Origin of the sequence: Paraburkholderia sp. SECH2 (genome assembly GCF_030464795.1) — a bacterium.
GTDB lineage: Bacteria > Pseudomonadota > Gammaproteobacteria > Burkholderiales > Burkholderiaceae > Paraburkholderia > Paraburkholderia aspalathi.
This window is the reverse complement of record NZ_JALPRH010000003.1, coordinates 284,435-299,236: the sequence shown is the minus strand read 5'-3', so window position 1 is coordinate 299,236 and position 14,802 is coordinate 284,435. Positions and strand designations below refer to the sequence as shown.

The 14,802-nt window shown below is 61.4% G+C and carries 14 protein-coding genes; 3 read left to right on the top strand and 11 right to left on the bottom strand.

The annotated features are described in order from the left end of the window. The first annotated feature begins 41 nt into the window (after positions 1–41). On the top strand, positions 42–1,445 hold the full coding sequence (locus tag M0D66_RS08480; protein ID WP_200621771.1) for a GGDEF domain-containing protein: 1,404 nt from the start codon (positions 42–44) through the stop codon (positions 1,443–1,445). 125 nt (positions 1,446–1,570) lie between these two features. Next, positions 1,571–2,017, top strand: a complete 447-nt coding sequence (locus M0D66_RS08475; protein ID WP_093633177.1) for an SRPBCC family protein — start codon at positions 1,571–1,573, stop codon at positions 2,015–2,017. A gap of 10 nt (positions 2,018–2,027) precedes the next feature. On the opposite strand, the gene M0D66_RS08470 is transcribed toward M0D66_RS08475, so the two are convergent. The 11 genes from M0D66_RS08470 to M0D66_RS08420 all read right to left on the bottom strand — a co-directional run bounded on the left by M0D66_RS08470 (position 2,028) and on the right by M0D66_RS08420 (position 13,716). Further along, positions 2,028–2,648, bottom strand: coding sequence for an ANTAR domain-containing response regulator (locus tag M0D66_RS08470; protein ID WP_266210555.1), 621 nt, complete (start codon positions 2,646–2,648; stop codon positions 2,028–2,030). Then, positions 2,645–3,820: a transporter substrate-binding domain-containing protein gene (locus tag M0D66_RS08465; RefSeq protein ID WP_093633179.1), complete on the bottom strand. Its 1,176-nt coding sequence runs from the start codon at positions 3,818–3,820 to the stop codon at positions 2,645–2,647. The genes M0D66_RS08470 and M0D66_RS08465 overlap by 4 nt, the downstream gene beginning before the upstream one ends. Before the next feature lie 32 nt (positions 3,821–3,852). Further along, positions 3,853–5,154 carry an amidase gene (locus tag M0D66_RS08460; RefSeq protein WP_266210554.1) on the bottom strand — a complete coding sequence of 434 codons (1,302 nt, stop codon included), beginning with the start codon at positions 5,152–5,154 and terminating at the stop codon, positions 3,853–3,855. A 35-nt stretch (positions 5,155–5,189) separates the two neighbouring features. Further along, positions 5,190–5,897, bottom strand: coding sequence for an ABC transporter ATP-binding protein (locus M0D66_RS08455; protein WP_093633181.1), 708 nt, complete (start codon positions 5,895–5,897; stop codon positions 5,190–5,192). After that, positions 5,894–7,756: a branched-chain amino acid ABC transporter ATP-binding protein/permease gene (locus tag M0D66_RS08450; protein ID WP_266210553.1), complete on the bottom strand. Its 1,863-nt coding sequence runs from the start codon at positions 7,754–7,756 to the stop codon at positions 5,894–5,896. Before M0D66_RS08450 ends, M0D66_RS08455 begins: the two co-directional genes overlap by 4 nt. Next, a complete protein-coding gene (locus M0D66_RS08445; RefSeq protein WP_200564904.1) occupies positions 7,749–8,582 on the bottom strand; it encodes a branched-chain amino acid ABC transporter permease in 834 nt (277 codons plus the stop codon). Before M0D66_RS08445 ends, M0D66_RS08450 begins: the two co-directional genes overlap by 8 nt. A 64-nt stretch (positions 8,583–8,646) precedes the next feature. Next, positions 8,647–9,813 carry a substrate-binding protein gene (locus tag M0D66_RS08440; protein WP_093633184.1) on the bottom strand — a complete coding sequence of 389 codons (1,167 nt, stop codon included), beginning with the start codon at positions 9,811–9,813 and terminating at the stop codon, positions 8,647–8,649. A 64-nt stretch (positions 9,814–9,877) separates the two neighbouring features. Further along, positions 9,878–10,774, bottom strand: a complete 897-nt coding sequence (locus M0D66_RS08435) for a nitrilase family protein (protein WP_093633185.1) — start codon at positions 10,772–10,774, stop codon at positions 9,878–9,880. A 319-nt stretch (positions 10,775–11,093) separates the two neighbouring features. Beyond that, positions 11,094–11,960 (bottom strand): NmrA family NAD(P)-binding protein, encoded by an 867-nt coding sequence (locus tag M0D66_RS08430; protein WP_093633186.1) that lies wholly within the window; start codon positions 11,958–11,960, stop codon positions 11,094–11,096. 56 nt (positions 11,961–12,016) lie between these two features. Beyond that, the gene (locus tag M0D66_RS08425) at positions 12,017–13,330 is read right to left on the bottom strand and encodes a serine hydrolase (RefSeq protein WP_093633187.1); all 1,314 of its coding nucleotides are present in this window, start codon (positions 13,328–13,330) and stop codon (positions 12,017–12,019) included. 50 nt (positions 13,331–13,380) lie between these two features. After that, the gene (locus M0D66_RS08420) at positions 13,381–13,716 is read right to left on the bottom strand and encodes a DUF4148 domain-containing protein (protein ID WP_093633188.1); all 336 of its coding nucleotides are present in this window, start codon (positions 13,714–13,716) and stop codon (positions 13,381–13,383) included. A gap of 160 nt (positions 13,717–13,876) precedes the next feature. On the opposite strand from M0D66_RS08420, the gene M0D66_RS08415 reads away from it, so the two are divergent. Further along, entirely contained in the window at positions 13,877–14,791 is a 915-nt protein-coding gene (locus M0D66_RS08415; RefSeq protein ID WP_093633189.1) for a LysR family transcriptional regulator, read from the top strand. The last annotated feature ends 11 nt before the right edge of the window (positions 14,792–14,802 follow it).

The following is a 14,802-nucleotide window of genomic DNA, read 5'->3' as shown; positions in this document are numbered from 1 at the left end:
GCAATACGAAAAACCACCGTAGTATTGCCGGAGACGGGCACATGAGCACGACAATTTCAATCGAAGAGCCGCCTCGCCTCATTGGGATCGTGACCAAAATCTACTCGGGTTTGCTGGTCATTGGCTTTGCGCTCCTTCCCGCCTACCTGATTGCCTATCTGGCTTTCTTTCAAGACCCAAGCCTGAAGTTCGAAAACCACGGCTTCCACGAAATCGCGATTGCAGCGGCAACGCTCGAGGGGCTGTTCGTCACCTATGTGACCTGGCGTTGTTATCTGTCGTCGGGTGAACCGCTGTTGCGGTGGCTGACTTTGGGTTTCCTGGGCTTTGTGCTGGTCTATGCGCTGCACGGCGCGTTCACCGGCATGGCTCACCACAATATCTGGCTATTCCTGCTCTACGGACCCGCATCGCGTCTGGTGATGTCGGTGCTGCTGCTGGTTGGGCTTCTCTCGTACCACCGCGCGCCGGACGCGCTCAAAGAGCGCTCGAATCCGCGCCCGTGGCTAACGTGGATCGCCGTGTTCGTCGTGATCGACCTGGTCGTCGGAGTCATTGCAAACTCGCCCATCGCGGGCAACCTCGCCGTGCGGCTATCCATGGAAGGCGGGGCGCTCGTCTTCTCGACGCTGAACGTCACGGTGCTGATGCTGCGTCGCATTCGCTCGCCGCTGATGGTGGTCTACGGCATCTCCATCACCTTCTTCGCGCTGGCGTCGCTCGCATTCATTCTCGGCAAGCCGTGGAATCATATGTGGTGGCTGGCACACGCGATCTTCGCCGCGGGCTTTTTCCTGCTGAGCTATGGCGTCGTTCAGGCGTTTCGCACGACGCGCTCCTTTTCGACGATCTACAGCCAGGAAGAACTGATGGCTCGCCTCGCCGAAGCGATGGCACGCACGGAAAGCGCGCTGCAGGAACTCCAACGCACCAATCACAAGCTCGAGCACCTCGCCGCGACCGATCCGCTGACGGGTGCCGCGAACCGGCGCGAGTTTATCCAGCGAGTGGAGGCCGAAATCGCACGCGCGAGGCGAGGTGGCGCACCGTTCTCGTTGCTGGCGCTGGATCTCGACCACTTCAAATTGATCAACGACAACTACGGTCATCAGGTGGGTGACGAGGTATTGCAGCGATTCGTGCAGAAATGCCTTGATGCCATTCGGCCCTATGACGGCGTGGCGCGAGTGGGTGGCGAAGAGTTTATGGTGCTGCTGCCTAGAGCCGCGCTGGACGTGGCACGTTCGATCGCCGAGCGCGTTCGGGGCGCCGTAGCGACCGAGGAGTTCTATACCGGAACCGGGCGGACCGTCGCCGTTACCGTCAGTGTCGGCGTCTCCGAGTTCGGCCGCGACGGCGACACGATCGACACCCTCTTACGCGTCGCCGATGAACGCCTTTACCGGGCCAAGCACGATGGCCGTAACCGTGTTGTGGCGGGATAGAAGCGATAACAGGTGATGCTCTTTGCCACCTACGGGTTTTTCCTGGTCTTACCCTATGTCGATACCGGCGTCGTCGGATCGTCGTAGGGGTATGTTCAACTTCTCCAGTGAAGGACCAGCACACCATGACTACCGGAACAATCCGTCTCCATCGCGTCTTGAACGCTACTCCCGAACGCATCTATCGGGCCTTCCTCGAACCCGATGCGATCGCTAAGTGGCTTCCTCCCTATGGGTTCACCTGTCAGGTCCACCACATGGATGCACGCGTGGGTGGCACTCACAAGATGTCCTTCCGTAACTTCGGCACCGGCAATGGTCACTCGTTCGGCGGCGAATACATCGAACTGGTGCCGTTCGAGAAGATCCGCTACTCGGACCGTTTCGACAACCCCAACCTGCCCGGCCAGATGGACGTCACTATTTCCTTGCGGGCGGTGTCCTGCGGAACCGAGCTCACGATTGTGCAGGAGGGTGTGCCCGAGGTCATTCCAGTGGAGATGTGCTACCTCGGCTGGCAGGAGTCGCTGGTTCAGTTGGCGAAGCTGGTCGAGCCGGTGATCCCTGACTAGCGTGTGAGGCTCAAGGCTTTGGTCCCTTGCCAAGGCCGAGCTTTTCCATTGCCTCATGGGCATCGATCACCAATGTGGCGATCTCGCTCACCGTGACCCGGAGACTTGTCGCTCTCGAGCGCATGTGCTCGTATGCGTTACTCTCGCTGAGCTGGTGCGCCTCCATGAGGATGCGGATGGCCTTCTCGATGTGGCGTCGCGCCTTGATCGCCTCCTCGAGCTTGGAGACCTTGCTGTGCAAGCGCTGCTGGTAGCCTGAAGACGCACGCGCGAGCACCAGGGTACTAAGAATGCCCGTAGACCGGTAGGGCTTGGTGATGACGCCATGCGCCTGCGTATCCACCAGCATTTTTAGCGCCGTCGGATTCTCGTAGTCGGATAACGCGATCAGCGTGGCTTCGGTATCGGCTGCGCACCAATTGCCCGCGCTGCGAGTTTCGAGGCCGACGAGAAAGAAAATCGCGTCGACATCGGCGGGCAGTTGCGAGGGAAACGGCCAGAGCACGCGCACCTGGCAGCCGATGCGGCGCAACTGCTCTTCCAGAACAATGCGATCCTCGCCCGGCGGATGAATCACGAGGACGCGCAGCGTGCGTAGATCGTCGAACAGACGACGGGCCCCCGTGCTCATGCCGATTCTCCGTCGAGCCAGAATTCCGCGAACCCGTACGTCGTCAGATAGGGATCGGGTTTGACCGGACCTCGGCCCTCCCAGACGATATCGAACGAGCCGTCCGGCCTGCACACGGCAATGCGCGGCGTCAGTATCGCGTGATTGTTCTCCGGATCGATTTTCAGCACTCCCTCTGGCGAATCGAATTCGACTTCGTGTACCGCCTCCACCAGTCTGGCCGTATCGAGACTTCCGGTACGGGCCAGCGCCAGCGCAAACAGATGCACCTGGTTATACGCCATCTCCGACCACATGCTGGCCGGTTGATCTCCGAATCGCGCATGCCATGATTTCAGAAAGCGCTGGTTACTCGCGAGGTTCAGCGTGTTGACGTAACTCGCCGAGACGATGTGGCTGCCACACAGTTCGGAGCCGATCATCCGCGTTTCGCCCTCGGTCATTGTCAAGCTTGCGATCGGAATCTGTGCGGGGTCGATACCGTGCTCGCGATACAGCCGATAAAAGTCGCGCGCACCTCGCCCGATCAGCGTGGAGAACACCACATCGGGCGCGATGTCCTTGATCTGCCGCACCACTTCTTCCAGCGCCGCTGGATCCGCATCGCTCGGCAGATAGAGTTCTTCCACGATTTCGCCGCCATGCTGCTCGACCATGTCGCGCATGATCCGATTCGATTCTCGCGGATAGATGTAGTCGGCGCCAACCAGAAAAAAACGGCGGCCGTGATTGCGCAGTAGATAAGCGGCCAGTTGCATGCTGTTCTGGTTCGGTACCCCGCCGGTGTAGATCACGTTCGGCGAATACTCAAACCCTTCATAGATCGAGCAGTACCAGAGCAATGCGTTGGTGCGTTCGATCACCGGCAAAACCGCCTTTCGGCTCGACGAAGTCGAACAGCCGAAAATCACGGTCACGTCGTCTTCCTGCAGCATCCGCGTGGCGAGCCGGCGATATTCGTCAGGATCGCTCTTCGGATCGTAAACAACCGGGTCGAGCAGGCGCCCGCCCACGCCGCCGGCCGCGTTGACTTCCTCGATCGCGAGCACGGTGCCGAAAAAATGCTCCGACCCGGTCGCTGAGGTCACGCCCGTGCGCGAGTACAACACGCCGATACGCCAACCATCGTCCGCGGGCGCCGGATTGGCCGGCTGTCGCGAGCTCGCCTCCATTTCGTCTCCTCCTTGCATCGCTTCCTCGTTGCTCAGGTCGCGGGAAAACGTTCCACTGCTGCCGCGATCGCCTGCTCGGCAAATGCGGCAGCGTCGAGGCATCGGGCATCGTCCCAAGGGCGGCAGATCACCTGCACACCGATCGGGGCGCCTCGCGCGCCCCTCAATCCCGGCACGTTCACACACGGGCAACCGAGCAAGGTCCAATTGCGATTGAACGCGGGGTCGCCCGTTGACGCGTGGCCCTCGGGCGCTTCGTCGGGCGCACTCGGTGTCAGCAAGCCGGTGATGCCGTCGAATAGTTCAGCAAGCCTCGCCTTCGCCTGTTCCGCGAGCACACATGCCTCGATGTAGGTTGCGGTATCGACCCTCGCTGCACGATCAAGAAAACCGGCGAGCATCGGCGATAGATCGGTACGATGATGATCGTACTCGAAGCCCAACGACTGATACGCCTCATAGCTCTGGATGGTGTTGTGCGCGGCGATCAGGTCGGCCATCCACGGCGCGAAACGCACACGCCGCACGCGCCCTCCCGCCTGCTCGATGGCGCGCACCGCTCTGTCGAGTACGTCACTCGCATTCGCTGACGGCGCGGTCCATGGGTAGCTGTCCGGCACGCCGAACACCGGGCCAGCCGTCACGCCGCTCAAGGCAAGCGACCGGCCCGACAGGGCCTGTGCGAAGTAAGCCACGTCACGCACACCGGCGCCGAACAAGCCGACCGTATCGAACGACCACGAGAAGCACTTCATGCCGACGGTCGGCAACATGCCGAGTGTGGGCTTGTAGCCGGCGATGCCGCAGAACGAAGCGGGCCGAATGGTCGAGCCGCCAGTCTGCGTGCCGATCGCGAAAGGCACGATGCCGGCTGCCACCGCGGCAGCCGACCCGGATGACGATCCGCCAGGGGTACGCGTCAGGTCGCACGGATTGCGCGTCACAGGCGGCGTCATATAGGCGAATTCACTGGTGACGGTCTTGCCGATGACAATGCCGCCGTTACGCCGCACCAACGTCACAATCGCGGCATCGGACTTCGGCTGATGGCCTGCGTAAATTGGCGAGCCGTAGCCGGTGACCAGGTCGCTCGTGTCGAAGATATCTTTCACCGCGATCGGTATGCCAGCCAACGGACCTGTTGCATCGGCGGCCGAGGTCAATGCCGTTTCCCGCTGCGCGACGGCCGTCATCGCCCTCACCTCGGGCTCGACTTCCTCGATGCGCGCAAACGACTCGAGAACGGCGCGTTCGCGCTCGCGCGGATCGCCGGCGGTTTGCTCGAGCAGGTCCAATCCTGAGCGGGGTCGATAAAAAGAGTTTGCGTTCGTCATATGCCGCCTATCGTCATGGTCATCCTGAATGTTGCTTACACACGCAGGTGTTCGAAGATCGATCCTACCGCTGCTTCATCTTTCGCGTTGCCATGCTCGAGGATCTCGCCTTGCTTGAGTACCGCGTAGCGGTCGGCAACCTTCAGCGCAAAAGGAACATTCTGCTCTACCAGCAGCAGCGTCGTGCCGTGCTGGCTGCGTTCCCATAGCAGTGCGTCGGCGAGACGGTCGATCACGGACGGTTGCAACCCTTCCGTAATTTCGTCGAGCAAAATGAGCGAAGGACGCATCATGAGCGCGCGCGCCACCAGCAGCATCTTCTGTTCGCCGCCGGAAAGCGTGCCGGCCAACTGCTTCAGGCGACTTGCGAATACCGGGAACACTGGCTCGATCGCGGCAAAGCGTTCGTCGAACGCCGACGCCTTCTGGAGCCCAAGACGCAGATTGTCGCGAATGGTGAGGTCCTGGAACAATGCATGTTCCTGCGGCGCGTAAGCAATGCCCTCGCGCGCGATCTGATGAGGCGCCATGCGCGTGATATCTTGCCCGCGCGCACGGATGGCGCCGGCTTTCTTCGGCAGATAGCCCATGATCGTCTTGAGCACCGTCGTCTTGCCCATGCCGTTCTTGCCGAGCAGCGCGACGGCCTCGCCGTCGGCAACGGTCATCGAGAGCTTGCGCAGCACGACCGAAGCCTTGTATCCGCTCGTCACGTCCTGCAACTCCAGCGCAATCTGGCTCATGACGCCTCCCGTTGTCCGACGTTTTCGCCTGCCGCGGCGCTTTGCGCAGTCCCGGCATAAATCGTTCTGACCAGCTCCGAGTTGACGACTTCGTCGAAGTTGCCTTGCATCACGATGCGCCCCTGATGCAGGACGACGATACGCGTGGCAATTTCGGCCACGAAGTCGAGGTCGTGCTCCACCAGCAGACAACAAAGCCGATACTGGTGAGCCAACGCGGCGAGCACATTGCCGATTTGCGTGCGCTCCGTTTTGGTCAAGCCTGCCGTGGGCTCGTCGAGCAGTACGATACGCGGCTCCAGTGCGAGCACCATCGCCAGTTCCAACGCCTGCTGTTGGCCATGCGAAAGATCCTTCGCGACAGCGCCCAGCCTCTGATCGAGATGGGTGGTACGCAGCACCTCCAGCGCATAGGGCGGCAGTGCAAGCGTCGCGGAGCGTCGCAGGAGCGATGGCCGCTCGATGATGGTGCCGGCGATTCTCAGGCACTCCGCAACGGTAAGCGTCTCGAAGATATTTGCGTTCTGGAACTTGCGCCCCAAGCCGAAATGCACACATCGGTCCGGCGGCAATTGCCGGACATCGTTGCCACACAGCGTGACCGTGCCGGCAGAACGTTCCGCGCCGTCGCTCATGCAGCGCATAAGCGTCGTTTTACCGGCGCCGTTCGGGCCGATGAGGCCAACCAGTTCACCGCCATCGGCGTTCAGATCGATGCCTTGCAACACTTTCAGGCTGCCGTAATGTTTGGCGACGCCGTTCATCTGCAGCGCTGGCACTGATAGCGCCCGTTCATGAGCTGCGCCGACGTCGCGCTCAACCAGCTTCGGTTCGGCGCCGTGACCCGCCAGATGGCGCAATGGCTTGAGCAACAGCGGCACCAAACCTTGCGGCAACAGCACAATCACAGCCACGAATGCAGCACCCAGAATCAGTTGCCACGCGAACGGCATGCTGCCGCTGAGATAGGCGGTCCCGACATTGATCAGAAGCGCGCCGATCACCGGTCCCCACAACGTTCCCCGACCGCCGAGCGCGACCCAGATAATCAGTTGGGTGCCAAGAACAAACCCGGCCAGCTCAGGCGCGACCACGCCGCTAAACGATCCGTAGCCAAATCCGGCAACGCCGGCGATGGCCGCGGTTGCAACCAGCAAGACGATCTTGACGAGCGACGTATTGATGCCGAGATATGCGCAGCGTGATTCGTTGTCGCGGATAGCAGCCAGCACGCGGCCGCCGTCGCTACGAACAAATAGCCACGCAATCGATGCAACAGCCAGCAGCGCAGCGCCGACGAGCCAGTACCAGGCCTGCAGCGAAAGATCGAAGGTCTCATAGCCGGTGAGTCCCGAACTCGAGCCCGTCCACGCGCCGCCGGAGAGCAGCAACTGGCTGAGAACGATCGGCAATACGAGCGACATCACCGTCGCGAAGAACGGCGACGCGCCGCGATAGAACGACAGCCAGCCGAGCAATGCGGCCACGGCCGCGGTCACCGCGATAGCCGCTCCCACGGCAAGCGCCACATAACCCGCCGAAAAGCCGCCGTGTGTAAAGACAAGACCCGCGGCATAGGCGCCCAGACCGAAGAACGCCGATTGCCCGAACGTCAGATACCCGGTGTACCCCCAAAGAATATCCACGGTCACGGCCACGATCGAAAAGAAGAAGGCCTGAATGAGGACGTTGAGCAGATACGAGCCGAAGACAAGCGGACCCGCGGCCAGCAGCACAACGGCCAGGCCGCCGGCCACGAGCAGACCGCGTCCGTGAATCGTTCGTCCGTTGCTTACCCGCTCATCGTTTTGTACAGCTTGATCTCCGGCTCCATGTGGCGATGCGTCGACTTTAGCCATGAGAGAACCCCTTGGGACGAATGCGCAGCGTGAGCGCCGCCAGCACCGCGATAGTCAATCCGCCCAGCACCGGACTAACGAACGTGCTGACCAGCACCTGGCAAGCGCCGAATACGAGGCACGTCACCAGCAGACTGAGCATCGAATGTCCTGAAACCATGACCAGCATGAACGCGCTCACCAGCCACGGCAGTCCCATATCAGGGTCGACGCTCGACAGCGGCGTAATGAGCGTGCCGGCGAGCGAACCGAGCGCAGCGCCCAGACTGAAGGTGATAAAACGGATGCGGCCGGAATGAATGCCGAGCCCTCGCGCCAGATCCTCATTCATGATCACCGCGCGCGTCTTGATGCCGAAGCGCGTTCCCGTGAGCAGCGCGGTCATGAGAATGCACAGACCGAGTGCGATCGGGATCAGCAGCAAACGATAGGCCGAGTAATCGGTCCCACCGATGGTGACGGCTCCTTTGAGCGGCGTCTCCACGAATTGCGCCTCGCGGCCGAAGGTCATCACGATGAGCTGCCCAATCACGATGCCGAGACCCCAGGTAGCAAGGATCGCGTCGAGTGGGCGTTTGTAGAGCGGGCGCACGATCACCTGCTCGACGAGCATGCCCACGACGGTACCCACCACGACCGCGAGCGGCAATCCGAGCCACGGACTCAGCTTGAGCTGCGTCACGACGAAGCTCGCGTATGCGCCTATTGTTAGTAGCGCACCGTGGGCGAAATTGACGATTTTCATCACGCCGAAAATCACCATCAACCCTGCGGTCACGATGAACAGCACCGCCGCGGTTGTGAAAATGTCGAGTGCCAGAACCATTGTCTTCTCCGGTCGCATCCGCCTGCGAATGTGCATCAGGCGGATGCTGTATTTCCAGTTGCGTCTACTTGATATTCGGGCACTGCGCGCCCGGATCCACGCTCGGGAAGGTCTGCAAGATCTTGATCGAGCCATCTGCCTGTATCTGGCCAAGGCGCATGGCGAGAGGCGTGTGGCGGCTCCTGTTCATGGCCACTGGTCCGCGTGGCCCGTCGAACGACACCTGGCCCAGCGCCTTGATCACCTTGTCAGCGTCGGTTGAGCCCGCCTTTTCAACCGCAGCCTTGTACAGGAAAAAGGCCTCGTACTGCGGCTCGGACAACTCGTTCGGCGTCTTCAGATCCTTGCCGAATTTCTTGTCCATGGCCGCGAGAAACTTCTTGTTGCCCGGCGTATCGATACCCGTCAGGTAGGAGCCCGACATATACATGCCCGTGGCGACGTCGCCCATACTCTTCGCCGTGCCTTCGTCGATCGCCAGGTTGCCATAAGGCAGCGTCATGCCGGAGCCCTTCAACTGTTTGGCGAGCGACACGTTAGGCGCGCCGCCGGCCGTCGCGCTGATCAACGCATCGGGATGAGCCGCGCGGATCTTGGAGAGAATCGGTGTCCAGTCGGTGCCATCGATCGGCAAGTACTCCTCGCCGACCACCTTGCCGCCGTGCTCCTCGATGTACTTTCTGGTGAATCCAAGCATACCGCGGCCAAAAACGTAGTCGTTGCCGACCAGATAGAAGGTCTTGGCGCCCTTGCTCTTCGCGAAGTAATCGACCACCGGCGCGACCTGCTGCTCAGGCACCCAGCCGTTGACATACATCCACGGACTGCACGAACGGCCCTCGTAAAACGACGTATATACGAACGGCTTCTTGCCACGCGCCACGATCGGCAGCGCGGCGTTACGCGCGGCGCTCGTTTCCATGGAAATGATCGCGTCGACGTTCTTCTGGAACACGAGCGTGTCGTACGCTTTCTGCGCGCCGACTGCACCGGACGCGTCGTCGGTGATGTCGAGCTGCAACTGGCGGCCCATGATCCCACCTGCTGCGTTGATTTCGTCGACAGCGAGTTGCGACGACTGCACGACGGCCGGCGCGACCACGCTATTTGCGCCAGAGAGCCCCACCGCTACGCCGATCCTGATCGGATCGGCAGCGAGCGCACTCATGCAGGTGCAGGCCGCGACGAGCGCCGCGGCGGCGCCAAGGATTTGTCTATTGAACGGAGTCATGGATTTTTCCTCACAGTGGTCGAATGAAATTCTTGTGTTTCATACGGGCGTGCCATCGGATGCCTCATGCGCGTGAGGTCGGCCAACCGGTGCCCAGCATCGGGTCGTACACGTCCGCGCGCCGATCGCTCAGCACGTGATTGAAGGCGTTCAGCGTGCGTTCCGAACGGGTGCGCGTCAGATCGATTGCGGCGTACAGGATTTCTTCGCGATCGACACTGGCCGGGCCCGCGACCGGCCACCCGTTGCCGCCCACAATCAGGCTCTGGCCGACGAACGGTTGACCACGCTCCGTGCCGATGCGATTTGCGCATGCGATCACCACGCCGTTGCTGTGCGCGGCCGCCATGGTGAGCGTCGTGGCCATGGCGGGTCGATCGTCCGGTTGCGCCGGCATCGGCACCCAGTTGGTGGGCACGCAGACGATGTCGGCACCTTGCATCGCGGCAAGCCGGTATGTTTCGGGAAACCAGCCGTCGTAGCAGATGGCGATGGCGATTCGTCCCAGCGGCGTGTCGAACACCGGCACGCCACGATCGCCCGGTTCGAAGAAGCGATGTTCGTTGTTCCAGAGATGCAGTTTGCGATAGACGCCGATGTGACCCGCCGGGCCAGTCAGGATCGCTGAGTTGTAGAGTTGCTTGCCCGCCCGCTCGGCAATACCCATCACGACATGGATGCCAAGGCGCTGCGTCGTTTCCGCAAGCAATTGCGCGGTTTCCCCTTCCGGCAGCGTTTCGGCCAGCGCGAACGCCTCATCGCGATCGTTGAACACGTAGCCGCTATTGGCCAGCTCCGGCAACACCACCAGAGACGCGCCGTGATGCGCCGCGGCTTCGAGGTGGCGGATGCATTGCGCCACGTTGTCGCGCTTACTGCCGACATGAGGTTCCATCTGAACGCACGCGACCACCATATCTGCGACACCACGTTCCGCGGGGTTGTACTGCAACGTCATCATTTCTTCTCCCAAAAGCAAAAAGCCCCCGAACCAGCGTTGGACGCAAGTTCGGGGGCTGCATAGCCATTCATATGTAGCACGGCATCGTTGCCGTGGAGCCGCCGGAAACAATGACGGCTCAGTCGAAGCGAATTTATGAAGCCAAATTCAGGATGTCAAGCGGTTTGACTGCGGCCAGGGTAATTCCTTGGGGACATGTTTCTGGTCAGTTCAAAATCTAGAATCCATAGCGAACCCCTTGATATGAGTCCCTTGCTGAACGATGAACGGAAAGTACCCGGCGACGCGGGATCTGCACACGTCACCGGGTGTGCCCGCGTTAGCTCGCCTGCGAAACGAGGCCTCGCAGAACGGTTTCCAGTTCCACCTCGCCCTTGACGATGTCGGCTTCATCGCCTTCGAAGGCGATGAAGCCTTCATTGAAGCCGTCGAGCATGCGCATGCGCGGCAACGGGTCCGTCGTGCCCTGGGAGCGGAACAGCTCGCCCCATGTTTCGCGCAGCACCACCTCCGCACGAACCGGACGACCGAGCACCTGGGCAAATGCCGCGGCCAGATCGTTCGGGCTCACACGTTGCGGTCCCTCCAGCTCGACGACACGCACGCCAAGCCAGGTTTGCTGAAGCAGTTGCGCGGCAACGCGACCCACGTCCGAGGTAGCGACCATCGGCACCGCCTTGTCGAGCGGCTGCAGAAAGCTGGGGATCACCCCTGTGTCGCGGGCCGGCGCCACGTCCCACGCGGCGTTTTCCATGAACCAGCCGGGACGCAGGAATGTCACCGGCATCGGCAAATCCTGAAGCGCCTGCTCCATCAGCGTACGTTGCGTGAGCAGATTGATCTCGGTGGCTTGCGCGCCGATCGTCGACAGGCAGACCACCTTGCCAGGCGCCGCGGACTGCAGCGCCCCACGCACAGCGTCAATGACTGCACGTGCTTCGGGAAAGCCCGGCGACGGATCGAACTCGGACGGCGGCAGGATGAAGACGCCTTGCGCGCCCTCGAAAGCGGCGGTTAGCGATGCCTCGTCGTCCATGTCGGCCGTCACCACTTCACAGCCGCGCTCAGCCCACGAACGTGCTCGAGCGGCATCGCGTACCACCGCGCGAACTGGCTGACCCGCTGCGAGCAACGTGCGCGCCACCGCGCCGCCGACCTTTCCTGTTATCCCTGTGATTGCATACATTGCAGTTTCTCCATGCGTAAATAGATGTGTCCCGAGTGCCGATCACTGACCAGTGCTCAGGCGTGTTGCAAGCCGTGATACAGACCCTGCTCGAACTGTCCATACAGATCCACCACGCGAGGGTCGTAGAACGGCAGGATCTGCGTGAACAGCGTGCCGGTCACCTTCCTGACAGGATCAACCCAGAAATAGCTATTCAGCAGTCCCGCCCAGCTAACGCTGCCCGCGCTGCGGCCATGCGGACCCGGCTGCGTGTTGATGTCGAAGGAAAGCCCCCACTTGTGCGGCATCCCAGGGAACTGATCGAAGCTGTTCGACCACGCCGGCTGTGCTGTCTTCATTTCGGTTACCTGAAGATCTCCAATGTGATTCTGGAACATCGTCGCAACGGTGTCGGCGCGCAGGACCCGCTCGCCGCGGTACGTCCCGCCGTTCACGAGCATCTGCAGGAGCGCCATGTAATCGCGCGGCGTGCTGAATGCCCCGCCGCCGCCCATAAAGAATTCGGGGCGCTGGTTGATCTCGAACGGAGCGGGCTTGAGCGATCCATCGGGTTGCCGGTTGTGCATGGTCGCCACGCGTTGCTTCTGCGCGCCACTGATCAGAAATCCCGAATTGCTCATGCCGAGCGGTGCGAAGATGTGCTCGCGAAAATAAACCTCCAGCGATTGATCGGTCACCGCCTCAACCAGCTTGCCCACCCAGTCCATTCCGATGCCGTACTGCCAGCGCTCGCCAGGCTCGAACTCCAGCGGCGCCTTGAACGCGCCGTTCATCGAGTAGCCAATATCCGGCATGCCGGTCACCTTTTCGTACCGGCTCATGTTTTCGCTCCAGATGCTGTACGTGAAGCCGGACGTGTGAGTCAGCAGATGACGCACGGTAATCGTGTTACGCGCAGGGCGCAGTTTCGGCTGTCCGGATGCATCGAAGCCGTCCAGCACTTGCGGCGACTTCAGTTCCGGGAGAATGTCGCCCGCGGGTTGATCGAGTGAGAGCCTGCCCTGCTCGATGAGTTGCATACAGGCGGTCGCAGTGATCGCCTTGGTCATCGATAGCAACCAGAACACCGTGTCGGGCGTCATCGCCGTACCCGTCTGGGGATTGGCATGGCCCGATGCGCCCTCGTAGACAAGCCCGCGCTGCGTGGCACCCATCGCCACCACACCGGCTACGGCGCCGTTGTCGACGGCCTGCCGCAGGGAGAGATCAATCGCGGCAAAGGCAGGGTTGCGGACCAGAACACGATGACGCTCCTGATGACCCTCCGCGGCCTCTGTTCCGATGCTGGTCAATCCGCCCACGGCGGCGACCGCCAGGAGGCCGGACGCCCGCTTTAACAGGTCGCGGCGGGTGAGTTGAACGGTCATCTCCTACTCCTTGGAAATTGGAATGAACAATGATTGGTGTGACGCGCCGATCAACGATGTGCGTAAAGCGAGTTGAACGGTGCATTCGCGAGGGCCGCCCCGGCAACGCGATTGCCCGAATCGGACGAACCGCTGCGCACACCGCCCACGCCGCTGGCGACGTTCGACTCGGCGCCCTTCCGCGCGGCCACTGCTGCTTCGGCTGCCTGAATGTCGGTGGGGTAATGCGGATCATTGGCGCGGCCGGGCTGGTAGCCCACGCTTTCCAGCTGGACGAGTTCCGCGCGCACCTGGGCACGCGTGACGGTCGAGGATTCCTGGGCGTAGCCAGCGACAGGGAAGGCGATGGCCGCGGCAATAGCAACTGCGAAATAACGGGTATTCATGGCAATGCTCCTTTGGATCGTTGCGGTCGAAACGGACCGTTGGGATGCATTGTGGGTAAACTCGATGAGAAACTAAATGATACGAATGACACTTGTGAAGTGACAGGTAGTCACTAATGAGCCATAGTGCGGTTTTTGAAGCACTGTGCGGGGAGCGTCAATGAGATCGTCCAGCGAGAATCTCTCTAGCGGTATCAGCGTATTTGCGGCCGTCGTCGATGCGGGGACGTTCGCAGCCGCGTCCGAAGTGATGGGTATGTCGCCCCCCGGAGTTAGCCGGGCAATCGCCCGGCTCGAAAAGCGGCTGAAAATACGGCTCTTCAATCGCACGACCCGCGCCGTTTCCCTCACGGAAGAGGGCAAACGGTTCTACGAGCAGGTCATGCCGCACTTAAGGGGAATGGAGGAAGCGGCGGCCGCCGCTTCAGGCGGCACCGCGACAGTGCGCGGGAAACTGCGAATCAATCTTGATCCCGCTTTTTTTCGAATCGTTCTGGGCCCGAAGCTCGACGAATTCATGGATGCGCATCCTGAACTTGAACTCGAGTTCATTGCGAGAGATCAGCTCGGCGACCTCATCGTGGACGGCTTCGATCTGGCCTTGCGATTTGGCGAACCTCGCTCGTCCAGTCTGATTGCGCGAAAGCTTCTGGACACGGCAGTTGTCACCGTCGCAGCACCCTCGTACCTCGCGCGCCGGGGGCGGCCAGCGGAGCCTCAAGATCTGGGCGGCGGGGCGCACCGGTGCCTCGAATTCCGGAACCCGGAAACCGGCAAGCCGTATCCGTGGGAGTTTCACCGCAAGCGCAAAAAGCTGGTTGTCGAAACGAATGGGCGGCTTACGGTGAACGATCCGAGCGCACTCTTCAACGCGTGCCTGGCCGGCTCCGGCATCGCGCAGATGCTTCTGCTCGGAGCGGAACCCCTGATTCGGGAGGGACGGCTCGTCAACCTGTTCCCAGACTGGCCGGATGAACGCTTCCCGCTCTATGCGTACCATCCATCACGACACCACACGCCGGCCAAGACAAGGGTGTTTCTTGACTTTATCGTCGCCTTGGCGAGTACAAGTTAGCCAATAGCCGC

Bases quoted from the DNA above. Each gene is read 5' to 3' on its own strand.
- M0D66_RS08425 (WP_093633187.1), bottom strand. From the start codon at position 13,330: ATGACCGTTCAACTCACCCGCCGCGACCTGTTAAAGCGGGCGTCCGGC.
- M0D66_RS08440 (WP_093633184.1), bottom strand. From the start codon at position 9,813: ATGACTCCGTTCAATAGACAAATCCTTGGCGCCGCCGCGGCGCTCGTC.
- M0D66_RS08455 (WP_093633181.1), bottom strand. From the start codon at position 5,897: ATGAGCCAGATTGCGCTGGAGTTGCAGGACGTGACGAGCGGATACAAG.
- M0D66_RS08480 (WP_200621771.1), top strand. From the start codon at position 42: ATGAGCACGACAATTTCAATCGAAGAGCCGCCTCGCCTCATTGGGATC.
- M0D66_RS08445 (WP_200564904.1), bottom strand. From the start codon at position 8,582: ATGGTTCTGGCACTCGACATTTTCACAACCGCGGCGGTGCTGTTCATC.
- M0D66_RS08435 (WP_093633185.1), bottom strand. From the start codon at position 10,774: ATGATGACGTTGCAGTACAACCCCGCGGAACGTGGTGTCGCAGATATG.
- M0D66_RS08475 (WP_093633177.1), top strand. From the start codon at position 1,571: ATGACTACCGGAACAATCCGTCTCCATCGCGTCTTGAACGCTACTCCC.
- M0D66_RS08430 (WP_093633186.1), bottom strand. From the start codon at position 11,960: ATGTATGCAATCACAGGGATAACAGGAAAGGTCGGCGGCGCGGTGGCG.
- M0D66_RS08420 (WP_093633188.1), bottom strand. From the start codon at position 13,716: ATGAATACCCGTTATTTCGCAGTTGCTATTGCCGCGGCCATCGCCTTC.
- M0D66_RS08470 (WP_266210555.1), bottom strand. From the start codon at position 2,648: ATGAGCACGGGGGCCCGTCGTCTGTTCGACGATCTACGCACGCTGCGC.
- M0D66_RS08415 (WP_093633189.1), top strand. From the start codon at position 13,877: ATGAGATCGTCCAGCGAGAATCTCTCTAGCGGTATCAGCGTATTTGCG.
- M0D66_RS08460 (WP_266210554.1), bottom strand. From the start codon at position 5,154: ATGACGAACGCAAACTCTTTTTATCGACCCCGCTCAGGATTGGACCTG.
- M0D66_RS08450 (WP_266210553.1), bottom strand. From the start codon at position 7,756: ATGGCTAAAGTCGACGCATCGCCACATGGAGCCGGAGATCAAGCTGTA.
- M0D66_RS08465 (WP_093633179.1), bottom strand. From the start codon at position 3,820: ATGGAGGCGAGCTCGCGACAGCCGGCCAATCCGGCGCCCGCGGACGAT.